This window comes from Pseudomonas alvandae (genome assembly GCF_019141525.1).
GTDB classification, from domain to species: domain Bacteria; phylum Pseudomonadota; class Gammaproteobacteria; order Pseudomonadales; family Pseudomonadaceae; genus Aquipseudomonas; species Aquipseudomonas alvandae.
The window spans coordinates 2,502,592-2,519,810 of sequence record NZ_CP077080.1 but is presented as its reverse complement, the minus strand read 5'-3'; the positions used below and the strand labels follow the sequence as shown (position 1 = coordinate 2,519,810).

Annotated in this window: 7 protein-coding genes; 4 read left to right on the top strand and 3 right to left on the bottom strand. The window is 60.1% G+C overall.

The window, feature by feature from the left end:
• Window positions 1–140: 140 nt before the first annotated feature.
• Together nfuA and KSS97_RS11260 are read right to left on the bottom strand one after the other, a co-directional pair.
• Window positions 141–725 carry a Fe-S biogenesis protein NfuA gene (nfuA, locus tag KSS97_RS11265; RefSeq protein WP_003182850.1) on the bottom strand — a complete coding sequence of 195 codons (585 nt, stop codon included), beginning with the start codon at window positions 723–725 and terminating at the stop codon, window positions 141–143.
• Window positions 726–840: 115 nt separating this feature from the next.
• The gene (locus KSS97_RS11260) at window positions 841–3,132 is read right to left on the bottom strand and encodes a fatty acid cis/trans isomerase (protein ID WP_217861647.1); all 2,292 of its coding nucleotides are present in this window, start codon (window positions 3,130–3,132) and stop codon (window positions 841–843) included.
• A 155-nt stretch (window positions 3,133–3,287) separates the two neighbouring features.
• Here KSS97_RS11260 and metH point away from each other — a divergent pair, with 155 nt between their 5' ends.
• The gene (gene metH, locus KSS97_RS11255) at window positions 3,288–6,998 is read left to right on the top strand and encodes a methionine synthase (RefSeq protein WP_217861646.1); all 3,711 of its coding nucleotides are present in this window, start codon (window positions 3,288–3,290) and stop codon (window positions 6,996–6,998) included.
• A gap of 74 nt (window positions 6,999–7,072) precedes the next feature.
• Here the strand turns inward: metH and KSS97_RS11250 are convergent, their stop codons facing one another.
• Complete coding sequence (locus KSS97_RS11250) at window positions 7,073–13,954, bottom strand: NEL-type E3 ubiquitin ligase domain-containing protein (RefSeq protein WP_217861645.1); 6,882 nt, start codon at window positions 13,952–13,954, stop codon at window positions 7,073–7,075.
• A 169-nt stretch (window positions 13,955–14,123) separates the two neighbouring features.
• Between KSS97_RS11250 and KSS97_RS11245 the strand changes: the two genes are divergently transcribed.
• The 3 genes from KSS97_RS11245 (at window position 14,124) to KSS97_RS11235 (ending at window position 17,026) form a co-directional block, all read left to right on the top strand.
• Window positions 14,124–14,342: a DUF2970 domain-containing protein gene (locus KSS97_RS11245; protein ID WP_030137968.1), complete on the top strand. Its 219-nt coding sequence runs from the start codon at window positions 14,124–14,126 to the stop codon at window positions 14,340–14,342.
• 547 nt (window positions 14,343–14,889) lie between these two features.
• Entirely contained in the window at window positions 14,890–16,548 is a 1,659-nt protein-coding gene (locus tag KSS97_RS11240) for a nitrite/sulfite reductase (RefSeq protein WP_198798130.1), read from the top strand.
• Window positions 16,532–17,026 (top strand): DUF934 domain-containing protein, encoded by a 495-nt coding sequence (locus KSS97_RS11235; protein WP_030137966.1) that lies wholly within the window; start codon window positions 16,532–16,534, stop codon window positions 17,024–17,026. Before KSS97_RS11240 ends, KSS97_RS11235 begins: the two co-directional genes overlap by 17 nt.
• Window positions 17,027–17,219 lie beyond the last annotated feature (193 nt).

Here is a 17,219-nt window from a genome sequence, read left to right as displayed (position 1 = left end):
GCTCCCGCTGGACCGCGAAGCGGTCCCCAGGGCGACTCACGCGTCCATCACGGAAGACGTGCGGGTTGCCTTGCGATTGCTACGCAATCGAGCGGGAGCAAGCTCCCTCGCCACAGTGTTTTGCGCGCAGCGAACACCTATCAGTAGTAGGCGTTTTCTTTCTGCGTATGGTCGGTCACGTCGCGCACGCCCTTGAGTTCCGGAATACGCTCGAGCAAGGTGCGCTCGATGCCTTCCTTCAAAGTCACGTCGGCCTGGCCGCAGCCCTGGCAGCCGCCGCCGAACTGGAGCACGGCGATGCCATCTTCCACCACGTCGATCAACGATACCTGGCCGCCGTGGCTGGCCAGCCCCGGGTTGATCTCGGTTTGCAGGTAATAGTTGATGCGCTCGTTGACCGGGCTGTCGGCGTTGACCATCGGCACTTTCGCGTTCGGCGCCTTGATGGTCAGTTGGCCGCCCATGCGGTCAGTGGCATAGTCGACCACCGCATCGTCCAGGAAAGCTTCGCTGAACGAGTCGATGTACGCGGTGAAGCTCTTGAGCCCCAGCGCGGTGTCTTCGGGTTTTTCTTCCCCCGGCTTGCAGTAGGCGATGCAGGTTTCAGCATACTGGGTGCCGGGCTGGGTGATGAAGATGCGGATCCCGATACCCGGGGTGTTCTGCTTGGACAGCAGATCAGCCAGGTAATCGTGGGCGGCATCGGTAATGGTAATGGCGGTCATGGAAACTCCTCGCAGGCTTGCCGGCAGTTTACGCCAATCATCGCGCCGGACAAAGTCCCAGTATTTTTGTCAGGAAAGCAGCCGACGGCGCAAGGGCACGCCGTCGGCTGCTTGTTCAGAGATTCTGGTAGCGATTCATGTCCAGCACGCCCGCTTCCACAGGGTCGGTTTCCTGGATGTATCGGCTCAAGTCGTGGAAATACTGCCAGAACTGCGGGTGACTCCGCCGAATCCCCCAGCGCTCGACAATCCGCTCGAACGCCGCCGCATCCGGCGCGCTTTCCATGGCATCGACGAACGCCGGCACCTGCCCGGCGGGTATGTTGAAGATAAAATTGGGATAACTGCTGAGCACGCCCGGGTAGACCGTCAGCGTGTCCAGCCCCGGCTGGTAACGGCTTTCTTCGCCCAGCAGGAACGCCACGTTGCTGTGGGCACGGTTGCGCAGCAAGCTGTAGACCTCACGGAGACCGTCAGCGGTTTCGACGCGCAGCATCGTCGCTTCCGGTAATTGGTCGATCACCTTCAGGCCCGCCGCCGGGCGCGACACCAAGCGACTTAATGCCTGCTCGGCGTTTTGCAGCGTTGGATCGATGTTCGGCCGCGAACAGTAGGCGCCTTCGCAGCGGTTGATCGGATCGGGACGGGCATTCAGCTCACCGTAGCGAGCCAGTAACTGCTGGGCAAAGTCGCCTTTGGGATCTTTCTCGTCGAGCTTGAGCGCCGTCGGCTTGTCGTCGTCGATGGCCTCGTAATCGAGCCACATCTTGAATTTTCCGCCGGCCTGGTACCAGTCGTCGAGGTAACCCTCGCGGGAATCGGCTGGCATCAGGCGCAGGAAGTTCTGCTCCGCGCCGTTGCGGATCAGGTCGAAATACAACCGGGTCTGGGCCTGGTGGGAGACGTTGCCGAACACGTCGAAATTCACCGCGAGCTGGTAGTAGGTGCGCTCCAGCAGCGGAAAGTCGAACAACCACATGGTTTGCGGCACTTCGCCAATCAGGCCCTTGGTGACCGAAGCACTGTCGAAATGCCGGAAGATGCTCAACAGCGCATTGTCATTGCCCGCCCACAGCGTCGACCAGCTCGGCGCCGGCAGCTCGGCGTAACTGTCGCGGCGCAGGGCTTCGTATTCGTTGCGTTTGTCCCGGTAGTCGAGCCACAGGCTGACGACGCTGCCTACGTCATCGTTCTGCCCCGGCATCGCCAACAGCGGCGTGGCCTGGCCGCGATAGTTCGGATCGGTGATGTAGAGGTCATGCTCGGGCGCCTGGAACAGCGCCCAGAAGTTATCGCGGATTACGTCCGTGGCGATCTGACCACGGCACACGGGACCGCGAATAAAGGTACGCACGAAATACTCGGCGTTATCGAGCATGAACTGGTAACGGGCCTGGGCCGGGATTGCTTCGAACGTGGAAAACGGGTTGGCCCGGCGCTCCGGCCCATAACCCGGCAATGCGCTGACCTGCCAGTTGCCGCTGTAGAACAGGCTCTTGATCCGCGCCATTTTCGCCGCGCTCAAGCCGTAGGTGATGTGGGTCTTATGCACGATCACTCCTTGCACCGGCCATAGCCGGTAATAAATGCGGGTGCCGGGGTCGTCGTTGGGACGGCGGGTATTGATCAGGTCGATCGGCTGGCCAGTGGGCGTGCGCGAACGCACCCACTGGAAGAAATGTCCCGGCTCGCCGCCCTTGAAATAGATATGCGCCAGGAACCAGTGTTCGAACAGCCAGCGCCCCACCAGGCTTTCCCGTGCGCCGGGCGCGTTGAGCAGGTTTTCCCACTGCACCACTTGCAAGGCTTCGGCGGCGCTTGGCGCCAAGGCCTGCTGGTCGATGGGGGCACCCGCGGCCAGCCAGCGCTGGAGCGTCTGGTACTGCTGGTCGGTCAGGCCAGTGACCGCCAGGGGCATGCCTTCCTTGGGGTGAGTGGCCGCATATTCGTTGAATTGCTCCGGCATCGGGCAACTGTTGTCGCGACTCAAGCCCAGCACGATGTCTTCCGGCAATTTGGCGTTGGGCTGCAAGGGCGTGCGGTGTCCGAGCTCCAGCATGCGAGCCATCAATGCGGCCTGGCTGCCCTGGGCATCGATCACCGAATAAAAACCCTTGCGCTGCCAGGCTCGCTGGCCAGAGGCGTCATAGAACAAGCGGGTCGGGTCGGCGGCCTGGCGGCGCTCGCCGTCGTAGACCGGCACTTTGCTCGCGCCCCGAAGCGCGCCCTCGCCACTGCCAAGGTTCAACTGGCAGGCGGAGTCGTGGCAGGCATGGCAGGCCACGCACTTTTCCGTGAAGATCGGCTGGATGTCGCGGGTGTAGGAAATCGCGGGAGTGGGATTCCCGGCGGCTGCAGTAAAAGACAACAGCAGCAACAGACTGCCGAATAAGACGCGGTACGGCATGTCTCGGTCCCTAAGAGATAATCCGGCGATTCTACCGGGCCAGCATCGCCTTGCAAACATGAGCGACATTCATGCAAAAGCCCGCCATGATCAAATCCTGCACAGGTTTGCTATCATTCCAGCCTTCGTAATGGTCTTTATTTCCAGGTAGTCCTATGTCCGATCGCAGCGCTCGCCTCTATCTTCTCCAGCAAGCCCTCAAGGAACGCATCCTGATCCTCGACGGCGGCATGGGCACGATGATCCAGAGCTACAAGCTGGAAGAACAGGACTATCGCGGCAAACGCTTCGCCGACTGGCCGAGCGACGTCAAGGGCAACAACGACTTGCTCGTGCTGACTCGCCCCGACGTGATCGGTGCCATTGAGAAGGCCTACCTGGATGCCGGCGCCGACATCCTCGAAACCAACACTTTCAACGCCACCCAGGTGTCCCAGGCCGACTACGGCATGCAGGGCCTGGCCTACGAGCTGAACCTGGAAGGCGCGCGCCTGGCCCGCAAGGTGGCCGACGCCAAGACCCTGGAAACCCCGGACAAGCCGCGCTTCGTCGCCGGCGTGCTCGGCCCGACCAGCCGCACCTGCTCGCTGTCACCGGACGTGAACAACCCCGGCTACCGCAACGTGACCTTCGATGAGCTGGTGGAGAACTACACCGAGGCCACCAAGGGCCTGATCGAAGGCGGCGCCGACCTGATCCTGATCGAGACCATCTTCGACACACTCAACGCCAAGGCGGCGATCTTCGCCGTGCAAGGCGTCTATGAAGAACTGGGCGTCGAGCTGCCGATCATGATTTCCGGCACCATCACCGACGCCTCCGGCCGTACCCTTTCCGGCCAGACCACCGAAGCCTTCTGGAACTCGGTGGCCCACGCCAAGCCGATCTCGGTCGGCCTGAACTGCGCCCTCGGCGCCAGCGAATTGCGTCCGTACCTGGAAGAACTCTCGAACAAGGCCAGCACCCACGTATCGGCCCACCCCAACGCCGGCCTGCCCAACGAATTCGGTGAATACGATGAATTGCCGGTGGACACCGCCAAGGTCATCGAAGAATTCGCCCAGAGCGGTTTCCTGAACATCGTCGGCGGCTGCTGCGGCACCACCCCGGCGCACATCGAAGCCATCGCCAAGGCCGTGGCCGGCTATGCGCCGCGGCAGATTCCAGAGATTCCACGGGCGTGCCGCCTGTCGGGCCTGGAACCATTCACCATCGACCGCAGTTCGCTGTTCGTCAACGTCGGTGAGCGGACCAACATCACCGGTTCCGCCAAGTTCGCCCGGCTGATCCGCGAGGACAACTACACCGAAGCCCTGGAAGTCGCCCTGCAACAGGTCGAGGCCGGCGCCCAGGTGATCGACATCAACATGGACGAGGGCATGCTCGATTCGAAGAAGGCCATGGTGACCTTCCTCAATCTGATCGCCGGCGAACCGGACATCTCTCGCGTCCCGATCATGATCGACTCCTCCAAATGGGAAGTGATCGAAGCCGGCCTCAAGTGCATCCAGGGCAAGGGCATCGTCAACTCCATCAGCATGAAGGAAGGCGTCGAGCAGTTCATCCACCACGCCAAGCTGTGCAAGCGCTACGGCGCTGCGGTGGTGGTGATGGCCTTCGACGAAGCCGGCCAGGCCGACACCGAGGCGCGCAAGAAGGAGATCTGCAAGCGCTCCTACGACATCCTGGTCAACGAAGTCGGCTTCCCGCCGGAAGACATCATCTTCGACCCGAACATCTTCGCCGTCGCCACAGGTATTGAAGAGCACAACAACTATGCCGTGGATTTCATCAATGCCTGCGCCTACATCCGCGACGAACTGCCCTACGCGCTGACCTCGGGCGGGGTCTCCAACGTGTCCTTCTCGTTCCGCGGCAACAACCCGGTGCGCGAGGCGATCCACTCGGTGTTCCTGCTATATGCAATCCGCGCAGGCCTGACCATGGGCATCGTCAACGCCGGCCAACTGGAAATCTACGACCAGATCCCGGTGGAACTGCGTGACGCCGTGGAGGACGTGATCCTCAACCGCACCCCCGAGGGCACCGACGCCCTGCTCGCCATCGCCGACAAATACAAGGGCGACGGCAGCGTCAAGGAAGCGGAAACCGAAGAGTGGCGCGGCTGGGAAGTGAACAAACGCCTGGAGCATGCTCTGGTCAAGGGCATCACCACCCACATCGTCGAGGACACCGAGGAATCGCGGCGGTCGTTCACCCGTCCGATTGAGGTCATCGAAGGCCCGCTGATGGCCGGCATGAACATCGTTGGCGACCTGTTTGGCGCCGGCAAGATGTTCCTGCCCCAAGTGGTCAAGTCCGCCCGCGTGATGAAGCAAGCGGTGGCCCACCTGATCCCGTTCATCGAGGCGGAAAAAGGCGACAAGCCGGAAGCCAAGGGCAAGATCCTCATGGCCACGGTCAAGGGCGACGTGCATGACATCGGCAAGAACATCGTCGGCGTTGTGTTGGGGTGCAACGGCTATGACATCGTCGACCTGGGCGTGATGGTGCCGGCGGAGAAGATCCTGCAGGTGGCCAAGGAGCAGAAGTGCGACATCATCGGCCTGTCCGGCCTGATCACCCCGTCCCTGGACGAGATGGTGCACGTGGCGCGGGAGATGCAGCGCCAGGACTTCCACCTGCCGTTGATGATCGGCGGTGCTACGACCTCCAAGGCCCATACGGCGGTGAAGATCGAGCCCAAGTACAGCAACGACGCGGTGATCTACGTCACCGACGCCTCCCGCGCCGTGGGCGTGGCGACCCAGTTGCTGTCCAAGGAGCTGAAGCCGGCGTTCGTCGAGAAAACCCGCCAGGACTACATCGAGGTGCGCGAGCGCACTTCGAACCGCAGCGCCCGCACCGAACGCCTGAGCTACCCGGCGGCCGTGGCGAAGAAGCCGCAGTTCGACTGGAGCAGCTACCAGCCGGTCAAGCCGACCTTCACTGGCGCACGGGTGCTGGACGACATCGACTTGAATGTCCTGGCCGAATACATCGACTGGACGCCGTTCTTCATTTCCTGGGACCTGGCCGGCAAATACCCGCGCATCCTCACCGACGAAGTGGTCGGCGAAGCGGCCACGGCGTTGTACGCCGACGCCCGGGCGATGCTGCGCAAGCTGATCGACGAGAAACTCATCAGCGCCCGCGCCGTGTTCGGCTTCTGGCCGGCCAACCAGGTGCATGACGACGACCTGGAAGTCTATGGCGACGACGGCAAGCCACTGGCACGCCTGCATCACCTGCGCCAGCAGATCATCAAGACCGACGGCAAGCCGAACTTCTCCCTGGCCGACTTCGTCGCGCCGAAGGACAGTGGCATCACCGATTACGTCGGCGGCTTCATCACCACCGCCGGCATCGGCGCCGAAGAAGTCGCCAAGGCGTATCAAGAAGCCGGCGACGACTACAACTCGATCATGGTCAAGGCCCTGGCCGACCGCTTGGCCGAAGCCTGTGCCGAATGGCTGCACCAGCAGGTGCGCAAGGAACATTGGGGTTACGCCAAGGACGAACACCTGGACAACGAGGCGCTGATCAAGGAGCAGTACACCGGCATCCGCCCTGCTCCCGGCTACCCGGCCTGCCCGGATCACACCGAGAAAGCCACCTTGTTCCGCCTGCTTGATCCCGAGGCCAGTGAAATGAAAGCCGGGCGCAGCGGCGTGTTCCTTACCGAGCACTACGCCATGTTCCCGGCAGCGGCGGTCAGCGGCTGGTACTTCGCCCATCCCCAGGCGCAGTATTTTGCCGTGGGCAAGATCGACAAGGATCAGGTGCAGAGCTATACCGCACGCAAAGGGCAGGATCTCAGCGTGACGGAGCGTTGGTTGGCGCCGAACCTGGGTTACGACAACTGAGCGAAAAGAACGCGAACCGACCTGTCGACGAAGCGGGCATCGACAGGTCGGCATACGCAGTCCGCAGCGATGGATCAGTTACGGCGTGACGGCCCTGGTTGAGGCGACTGATTACCGGATGGCTCCGTCCCAGCGGCGACGTTCTGCAAGTCACTGATCTCTGTTCGCGTCAGTTCCACCAGTTTCTGAGTGCGCAAGGCATCGATCGCTCTGCCCTGCGCAGTGAGTTGCAGATTGTATTGCTCCGTATCGACCGTGCCCTCGGCCCTGCGGTCCTCCAATTCATCCAAAAGCTCATGGCGCCTATTGGCGACCGCATCGGTGATATCACTCATGAGTTCTGGATGCCGCTCCTGTAGGTAGGTCGTCCAGTATTCACGCGTTGTCATGTTCACCAATAGCGCATCGCTGCGCTCTGCCTCAAGAATCGAGTGACGCGTGCGCGCCGCCAGTTCTCCCGTGATCGGTGCGCCGAAAGCCATATGCGTAGGCTGCCCAGGTAAATCGATGCCATCGCCCCACCCGCTCGTCAGGCCAATGCGGTATCGCAGGCGCACTTCCGCCCGATCCCTGCCTTGACCTGCCGCTTCGGCCAACGTCTCGACCCGCTCCAGCCGGAACAACTGCCGCGACAAGCGCAGCAACGCCTGGCCCTTGAGCATCGGACGATCCAGCGGAATGTCGCGCAAAGCCTGAAAGACAAACACACGCACTTCCAGCTCGCTGAACGTCAGGATGCGGCCATCGATGCACGTACCGTGGGTTTCAGCTTCACGAAACAGCAACTGGCGCAACTCGCTGTTTTCGCTGGCAGCCTCCATGACGTTCCATACCCGTCGCGTCAGTTCTGCTCGGTTGAATTTGAAATCGAACGTGTCTGACAACAGCGCAAGCAGTTGGAAGAAACGTTCGTGGTCGTTTTCTTCGGCCAACTGCGTCCAGATCCTCTTCCGGGTCGTGACCTGTTCACTGTCCGCCCCCACCAGCCAGGGTGCGAGGGCCTCCACCGATGCGTCGCCCGAAGGATTGAAGAGCGGTTCGACCGGAGCGACAGCGGCGTGGTTATCGTTACGGATATTACCGCCCGCGCCGCCATCGGAGTCGTCATCAACATCGGAAGTGTCGCCTTGCGGCGACTCTGACATGTCGATAAAGCTATCAATATCGCTTCGAGAAAAGCCCATCACTTCTTCAATGTCACCCGACTCGAGGTAATCCCTGAGTTCATAGAACGTGTCGAGTGACAGCTCTTCGTTTTCGGTTAGGTCCATTCCGTCCACGAGTCTCTCGTGGTTGCCATCCAGCAACCCGGCCGGAAGATCCGTAAGCTCGTTGCCGCTCAGGTTCAGGGCCCCTAGTTCTTGCGCATCCAACAAATGGCTGGGCCAGTTCTCTATCTCGTTATTGCTGAGATCCAGCACTTGGATCTGGCCAAAATCGGGAGGATCGAACGTTACCAGTCTATTGAGGGAAAGGTTGAGCGAACGCAGGCGACCGTTGGTCAATAACGGGTAAGCCGCTGCCGGCGGCAAATTGTTATCGCCGAAATCCAGGTGCTCCAGGTGCGCCATTTCCAAGGCAGCCTCCGGAACGGCGGTCAATCCATTGCCGCCCAGGTCCAACCGCCCCAAATTGGGAAAAGCCGCCAAGAAACCGTTGGAACCTTGTTCAGTCAACAGGACGCCCGGAAGCTCCAGCGTTGTCACGCCAGGAAACGGCACCGTCAGCTCAGGCAAGTCACCCAACTGCAGACCATGCAGACTGAGCGTTTGCCCTGCTCCATCGTGGCGTATCAGTCTTTCTTGCCAAACCTTACGAATGCTGTTCGCCGCGAGCGCGCGGCTTTGCGCGGACACGGTGCCCCTGGTGACTTGTGCGTCTCGGATAAAGAGCCAATTATTCAGTCGACGAGTCAGCGAAACACACCCCTGATGCCACTGGTTGAGCTGGTCGTCGATTTGCGTCTCGGTCATCCCGTTTTCCCGCCATTGCCCGAGCTTCCGGGCTGCCTGTTCCTGCGTCAAGAACGGATCCAGCCGCTGCAGGCGAAGCGTGCGTCCGGCATCCCCCTCGACGATTGCCGATTCCTCGGGAAGCCTTAATAGAAGGCGTGTCGTCGACCAGGCTGTTTCCGTCGGCGGGAACTGATCCGGTACAGGTTCTTTGGCAAATCGAGCCAATGCCCCGTGGAGGAGTCCTCTTGCATCTTCGACTCGCTGATAGGCCGCGCTCAAGGCTGCCTCGCCTTCAGGGCTGAAGGGGTTATCGGCCCAGTTGGTTTTCAGGATGAGGTCATCATTGGACAGTACGGATGGCGGAAGTGATCGAAGCCGGTTTTCCCGCAGGTCGAGCCAGGACAGTTGCTGCAGGTTTTCGGCGCCAGCTGGCCAAGCCCGCAATTGGGTGGCTTTGAGGTTCAAGGCCCGAAGCTGGGTCAAGGCAGTAACATCCAGGGTCTCGAGCGGGTTATTGGCCAGATTCAGTTGTTCAAGCCGCGTCAAGCCGTTGAATTGCGCCTGGACAATGGGATTGACGATGAGCTTGTTATTGCGCAGGTCGAGTTGCGTCAACGCTGGCAAATGTTCGGCGGCGAAAGGCAATTCGGCGAAACCGCTGTTGCCGATCTCCAGCGTTTGCGTGCCACTGAATGCCCTGAAGAAGCTGCGCGCTTGCTCGGTTGAGACCTCCAACGATCCCAGGCGCAACGTATGCACGTGGGAAAAACTGCCGGCCGGCAACGCCGGGAGCGATGTCATTTTTTTACCTGGAAGACTCGATCCGGAGGGGAGCAGTTGAAAGGTGGAGACCTCAGCCGTCGGCAAACCAAGGCGCTGGCGAACAGCGCCGCGCCAGCTGTCTCGCAACGCGCGAAGCAAGGACCCTGCCTTCACTCCTGAGGGCGCAAGCGTGGAATAAGGCAACTGTTCCAGTGCCTCCGGCTCGAAAAACTGCGCAAAGATGCCATCGTGCTCCGCCCTGATGGCTTCTAACGCGGTAAATCGCTCCTGCGGGGTGTATGAAGCACTGTCGAATCGCGCGGGCAGGCGCCCGACAAGATCGGGCTCCCCGACAATCATGCGCAATTGTCCGCGGCAGTACCCATCCACCATCTCGCTCAAGTCAACCAAATGGCCGAGCTCACCTGAGTAGCCGCTGACGTATCGGTAGGCACGCCCGAACGCCTCAGGCGCCAGCGCCGACCAATTCAGCGACAACCCGGCCCACAGCTTTTCGTGCCCTTGGAATATCGCGTCAGGCAGTGTACGTATCGATGTGCGCGCCAGGTCCAGGCGTTCGAGGTTCGGAAGACGCTGCACGTATTCCGGCCATCGCGACAGAACCTGCGGCGCGTCGATTTTCAACGTACGCAAACGGTCCAACGGGGTAAGGTCAAGATCATGCAACACGACCCGATCGAAACCCGAATATTCGATGTGCAAAGCCTCCAGTGAAGTCAGCGCAGTGAGCCTTGACGCAAAACTCCTGTCCAGGGCGAAAGCTGTGGTGGAGAAACGCAGGTCGGTAAGTCCCGGCATTTGACTCACCGCGTGCGGCAAGGTGGTCAACGGTTGCTGTCCAAGGAACAGGTCGATGAAGCCGGCCTCTCTGACGCCGATCGACAACTTCGTGAGCCCGGGGAAAAGCGTCAGGAAGGGATCCGCATTGATGTCCGTCAGCCCGCCGCCAACCACCGACAGTTCACGCACATGGCCAAAGTTGGCGGTTATCGAGGGCAGCGGCACCTGACAGGAAAGCAACAGCCGCGTGCCTTCGGGGGATTCTTCCGCTAACGGACGATGGCGCCAGCTATCCCTGAGCGCTTGGGCAAACCTGAATTTATGAGCATCGGTCGGGCTGCCCGGTGTCTCGTCCAGCCATTGTTGAAGCGTGCCATCGAGCGACTCCCATTCACGCTGGCGCGTTTGCAACTCCGAATAGACTTGCCGCTCTGACTTGCCCCGTTGCTGCCTGATGAACGCCTCGGCTTGCTGCTCGCTGGGATAAAGCGCCTCCACCCGCGCCTGAATGGAAGGATGCATCCCCTTGCCTCGACCGCTCGCGTAATACCCCTTGAGCGTCGCGCTCACTCGAACGGGTGGCTTGAAACGTCTGGCGCGGGGCTCAAGCAGCTGTGGCATATCCTTGCGATGCAGGTCTGCGTAATCGATGATCCTGCGTTGCAACTGGGCGTCTTGATTCTTCGCCAGCCCCAGCCCTGAAAGCACATCATCAGGCAACGCGTACAGGATCGAACGGTAGAAATCGTCGCCCTGCCGGGGCACGCTATCGACGACTTTCCCACGCTCATCGAGCGCTTGATAGTGAGGTCCGTTTTTGACCAAGGTTGTTTTCCGCGGCGCATGCTTGTCGCCGATACTGTCAAGCAATGCTCCGGCGCCGCTTCCCTCGCGCACTTCCAGACGCAGCGTATCCGGCCATGCCGACAATCTTTCCAGGGCATGCAATGCCAGGCGCCGGCTGTCGGCCGATGCCACACTCTCGCTGCGCAACCCCGCATATGCCCGAACCTGGCGTCCTTGTCGGGCATACCAGCGCGCCTCTTCGAGCATGTTCAACGGCGCGCGGCGCCTTGCGTCAAAGCGGGCGAGATCGGCAGCGCTTCCGTGGGCGATGACCTCTTGGGCGGCAGCCTCGCTAAGGCCAGGGCACTCACGCTGCAAAATCCTGATACGACCGTCCGCAGGTTCCTCGCCCTTATAGATCCTTTCGAAAACCTGCTGCCGGGTCAGCTCTCTCAAACTTGCTGTGCCTTGCATCCGGTCAATCACCTGGGCGGCCTCGGCGTCCGCCTTGAACAGGCGCATCGCATCCCTCAGCTCAGGAGGCGGCATCGAGTTGTCCATGTGCATTTTACGCAGCGTGTTGTCGCTGACGCCGCTGACGTCGGCGAGCCTGAGCAGCACGTCATCCGAAAACGCTGCGGTCTCATGGCCGATGCGCCTGAGCAGCGTCAAGCGATTCCAGGTCATTGGCCGCTCCAGCGAATGCCGCCAGGCTCCGGTGCCGTTATGCAGGAGGATGGGTTGATACGCTGAATTGTCTGTCGGATGCTTGATACGCCATTTGTGTATCGACGCATCGAAAAGCTGCTCGTAAACCTTTCCGCCCAGGCGGATGCAGGTCGTCCCACCGACTTCGTATTGCCCCAATGCGTTCGGAGTGCTCGTATCGGGGAGCGTTACACTGCTTTCATAACGGCTCAGGTCCGGCTTCCACAGGCGGGTTTCGCCACTGGGCAACGTCACAGGCTCAAGGTGCTCGATCACCGGTTCAGGCTTGATGGCGGCCAGCTTGCCGACCCCGGCGCCCACACCGGCCATCACGCCCATCAACGCCAGGTTTTCTGCGACGTCTATCAAATGGGCCTTGGCTGCCCGTTTGTCACCCTCACCCCACTCGATCGCACCTTCAAGGGTTTCGTACAACAGCTGTCCCGCCATGACCACCATCATGACCTCGCCCAATACCGGAACGAACATGGACAACATATTCACGGCCGAGAGCCCTATTTGCAGTAGGTTGGCGAGTTTCTCTTGCCTCGTCTTGGCGTCGACATCCTCCGTGGGGACCGCATGACTGCGCGCATCGGCCAGCACTTTTTCACGGTGTCGCTCATAGAGGTACTGCCACGGATCCAGATTATCGGCCCACAACGTCCGGCCTTGCTGCGGTGTCGTCGAAGGGGCGACGTAGGGATCCGGTTCGCGCTTTGCCTTTGAACGATCAGGAGGGATTGCCGGGAGGCGGATCATCAACGAAGGGGGTATGAAGGGTTCGAAAATGCCCATCCATGGCGCAGGCAACTGGACGCTTGGTAAACCGCCCGCTTCCTGGACAAATTGGCTGAAGTAATAAGGTTGTTTGCCGTAGGGCACGAATCGACTGAAAAAGCGCTGATACGGTGTAGGCGCATTGTTTTGCGATTGCCCGGTATCGGGCGTAGTAAGCAATTGCTTGAAGCGCGCTTTCAGTTGGTTGACGTCGTAACGCTTCAGCGGATGCTCAGGGTCATGGGGCACGTAGAGAATCACTTCATTGCTGTAGCGATGCATTTCACAAATCGTGAACACGACACAGCCCACCAGTCTGAACCCCATCAGGGTCATGTCTTCGAACCAGACTGGCTTTCCACCTATCCGGGGGGCATTTTCGCCGTTGATGACCGACAGAACCATCGCGTGATCCCTCGGCTCTATATCCTTTGCCAACAGCGCTTGCTCGGCTGCGGCCCTTAACGCAGCTTTCTGACTGGCAATGAAGTGCTGGCGAAACGTCGTTTCGGTCGTCGCGTCAGCCGGGTAGAAAAAAGACTTGAGGTAGGCTTGGTATTTCGCACCGATATCCAGGGTGCGGCACAGCGTGAGGAATTGACTCACCGACACATTCAACACCACGGGCGCGTAAGTGCCAGGCGTATGCGTCTCTGCAACAAATCTTGACGTTGCATGATAGGCGTCATGCTCGCATTCCCAGCTTTCGAAGTTGTGCAGCGCAACTTGCAGCAGGGGCAACCTGAACACTGTGAACGAAGAAATTTCCACCTTGATCACGGATATTTCCAACGGTCGTGTCAGGTGCAGCAACGTCTTGTCGACGTCCACTTCTATCTTGAACCGATCCTTTAGTGCCTGGATCAACAGCGGCCTGGCAAATGTATCAATGTCCAGGAATGCCGACAGGGTTTTGTCCAATCGATTCTGCGCTGCGACACTTTGCGTGAAACAGGCATCCACGACCTTGCGCTGCTCTGGCGAAGCGTTCGCATACCAGGCCGGCATTTGCGTTCCGGCTTGCTTTATCGCCTGCCTGCGTTGCGTCGTAGCCTCGATGAGCCATGCAGGCATGGCCGCTTCCAGAAAGTCTGCATGCAGACTTTCCGTGGCCTGCGGTTTTGATCGTGTTGTTTCCGGGTTCTGCGTGGGATTGGGTGGCATACATCGCTCCTTTGAATGAAGCGACAGCAGACCAGCTTGGCGAACCCCATCAGCGGTACATAGTTATAGGTCGATGGAAATTGTGTAACGAATGACCAGAGCGATCGAATTCATCCACAAGGCGCGGTTTGACTATGCTTGGAGAGATCCGACTTTCATCGAGGGTTTTATGGACGATCCAATCGACAACAAACCGCCAACCCTGCTGCAGATGATGCACAGCGTGCTGGCTGCGGCCTTCGGCGTGCAGAGCGGCAAGAACCGCGCCCGGGATTTCACCCACGGCAAGCCGAGCCACTTCGTGATATTGGGGATCGTGTTCACGGTGATCTTCGCCTTGACGCTGTTTGGCATCGTCAAGCTGGTGGTGCATCTGGCGGGGCTATAACGCCCTTCAGAACAACACATGCCCCTGTGGGAGCGGGCTTGCTCGCGAAAGCGGTGGTTCAGTCACTGTCTATGTTGACTGACACACCGCTTTCGCGAGCAAGCCCGCTCCCACAGTTGCTGCTCATGTGTCTGATGGAAAATTATTGATGACTGACCCAGAACACCGCCGTGCCCACCACCAGGATAATCAAGAACAAAATGGCCCAGGCATCAACGGTACTGTCGCTTTTCCTTGCTTTGGTCGGATTGCTCATTGCATCGCCTCTTGTCGGTTTTGTAGGTGATTGCATAAGGACTCGACCACAGTTAAGACGATGATTGCCCGCGCGACAAATGTGGGTTAGGCAATAATCAATCTCATTAGTCGATTTGGTTCTTTACATATACTCAAACATCACTTTTGCGCATAACTCAAAACAGGTATCTTGCACCGGCTCCCCTAGGAGTGCGCGGCCGTGCGCGCAGAATTGCCGAGGCAGAACCCGATTTCAGCGAGCCAACCTGCAGCTGTTTCTGATCGGCCCAAGCCTGAGAACGAGACTTATATGTACGTATATGACGAGTACGATCAGCGGATCATCGAGGACCGCGTCAAGCAGTTCCGTGATCAGACCCGACGCTATCTGGCAGGCGAGCTGAGCGAAGAAGAATTCCGCCCTCTGCGCTTGCAGAATGGCCTGTATATCCAACGCTTCGCGCCGATGCTGCGCGTGGCGGTGCCCTATGGCCAACTGACCTCGCGCCAGGTGCGCAAGCTGGCCCAGATTGCCCGCGACTATGACAAGGGCTACGCCCACATCAGTACCCGGCAGAACGTCCAGTACAACTGGCCGGCCCTGGAAGATGTGCCTGAGATCCTGGCCGAATTGGCCACCGTGCAGATGCACGCGATCCAGACCAGCGGCAACTGCCTGCGCAACGTCACCACCGACCAGTTCGCCGGCGTCGCGGCCGATGAGTTGATCGACCCACGTCCGTGGTGCGAAATCGTTCGCCAGTGGACCACGTTCCACCCGGAATTCGCCTACCTGCCACGCAAGTTCAAGATCGCCATCAACGGCTCGAGTTCGGACCGCGCGGCCATCGAAGTCCATGACATCGGCCTGGAAGCGGTCTACAACGCCGCCGGCGAGCTGGGCTTCCGTGTGCTGGTGGGTGGCGGCCTGGGACGTACCCCGGTGGTCGGCGCGTTCATCAACGAGTTCTTGCCGTGGCAGGACCTGCTGAGCTACCTCGACGCCATCCTGCGGGTGTACAACCGCTATGGCCGTCGCGACAACAAGTACAAGGCGCGGATCAAGATCCTGGTCAAGGCGCTCACGCCTGAAGTGTTCGCCGAGAAGGTCGAGGCCGAAATGGTCCACCTGCGCGGCGGCCAGACCACCCTGACCGAAGCCGAAGTGCATCGCGTCGCCAAGCACTTCGTCGACCCAGCCTATAAAGCCTTGGACAACCAGGACGCCGAACTGGCTGCCCTCGACAAGGAACACCCGGGTTTCGCCCGCTGGCGCACCCGCAACACCCTGGCCCACAAGAAGCCCGGCTATGTCGCGGTGACCCTGTCGCTGAAACCGACCGGCGTTGCGCCCGGCGACATCACCGACAAGCAACTGGACGCCGTCGCCGACCTGGCCGAGCGCTACAGCTTCGGCCAACTGCGCACGTCCCACGAGCAGAACATCATCCTGGCGGACGTTGAACAGAGCCAGTTGTTCACCCTGTGGGGCGAGTTGCGCGAACAAGGTTTCGCCACCCCGAACATCGGCCTGCTGACCGACATGATCTGCTGCCCGGGCGGTGATTTCTGCTCGCTGGCGAACGCCAAGTCGATCCCGATCGCCGAATCGATCCAGCGCCGCTTCGACGACTTGGACTACCTGTTCGACATCGGCGAGCTGGACCTGAACATTTCCGGCTGCATGAACGCCTGTGGTCACCACCACGTTGGCCACATCGGCATCCTGGGCGTGGACAAGAAAGGCGAAGAGTTCTACCAGGTCTCCCTCGGCGGCAGCGGCAGCCGCGACGCCAGCCTGGGCAAGATCCTTGGCCCGTCGTTTGCCCAGGATGACATGCCGGATGTGATCGAGAAGCTGATCGACGTGTACATCGAACAACGTACCGAAGACGAACGTTTCATCGACACTTATCAACGTATCGGCATCGACCTCTTCAAGGAACGCGTCTATGCAGCGAATCATTAAGAACAACGAAGTCATCGACGAAACCTGGCACCTGTTGCCCAAGGACGCGACGCTCGATGGCATTTCCAACTGCGACGACCTGATCGTGCCCCTGGCCCTGTGGCGCGATCACGCCCACGCCCTCAAGGCCCGCGACGGCGGCCTGGGTGTGTGGCTGGACGCCGACGAGGAAGCGGAAGAAATCGGTGACGACGCCAACCAGTTGCAGGTCATCGCCCTGAACTTCCCGGCCTTCACCGATGGGCGCAGCTACTCCAACGCTCGTCTGTTGCGTGAGCGCTATGGCTTCAAGGGTGAACTGCGTGCCATTGGCGACGTGCTGCGCGACCAACTGTTCTACATGCGCCGTTGCGGCTTCGACGCCTTTGCCCTGCGTGCCGACAAAGACCCGTATGAAGCCCTTGAAAGCCTCAAGGATTTCTCGGTGACTTATCAGGCCGCCACTGACGAGCCGCTGCCGCTGTTTCGTCGTCGCTGAAACCTGATGCATGAAAAAGCCCTGGACCGGGTGACCGGTCCAGGGCTTTTTTCGTCTCGTTCAACCTCAGATCCACTGTGGGAGCGAGCTTGCTCGCGATGGCGTCGGTACATTCGACATCGATACAAGCTGAGCCATCGCAATCGCGAGCAAGCGCGCTCCCACAGGGGATGCCAGTGAACCTGGAGCCATC

Excerpts from the sequence above, each read along its gene's own strand:
- KSS97_RS11250 (WP_217861645.1), bottom strand. The coding sequence starts at position 13,954 with ATGCCACCCAATCCCACGCAGAACCCGGAAACAACACGATCAAAACCG.
- KSS97_RS11245 (WP_030137968.1), top strand. The coding sequence starts at position 14,124 with ATGGACGATCCAATCGACAACAAACCGCCAACCCTGCTGCAGATGATG.
- KSS97_RS11240 (WP_198798130.1), top strand. The coding sequence starts at position 14,890 with ATGTACGTATATGACGAGTACGATCAGCGGATCATCGAGGACCGCGTC.
- nfuA (WP_003182850.1), bottom strand. The coding sequence starts at position 725 with ATGACCGCCATTACCATTACCGATGCCGCCCACGATTACCTGGCTGAT.
- KSS97_RS11235 (WP_030137966.1), top strand. The coding sequence starts at position 16,532 with ATGCAGCGAATCATTAAGAACAACGAAGTCATCGACGAAACCTGGCAC.
- metH (WP_217861646.1), top strand. The coding sequence starts at position 3,288 with ATGTCCGATCGCAGCGCTCGCCTCTATCTTCTCCAGCAAGCCCTCAAG.
- KSS97_RS11260 (WP_217861647.1), bottom strand. The coding sequence starts at position 3,132 with ATGCCGTACCGCGTCTTATTCGGCAGTCTGTTGCTGCTGTTGTCTTTT.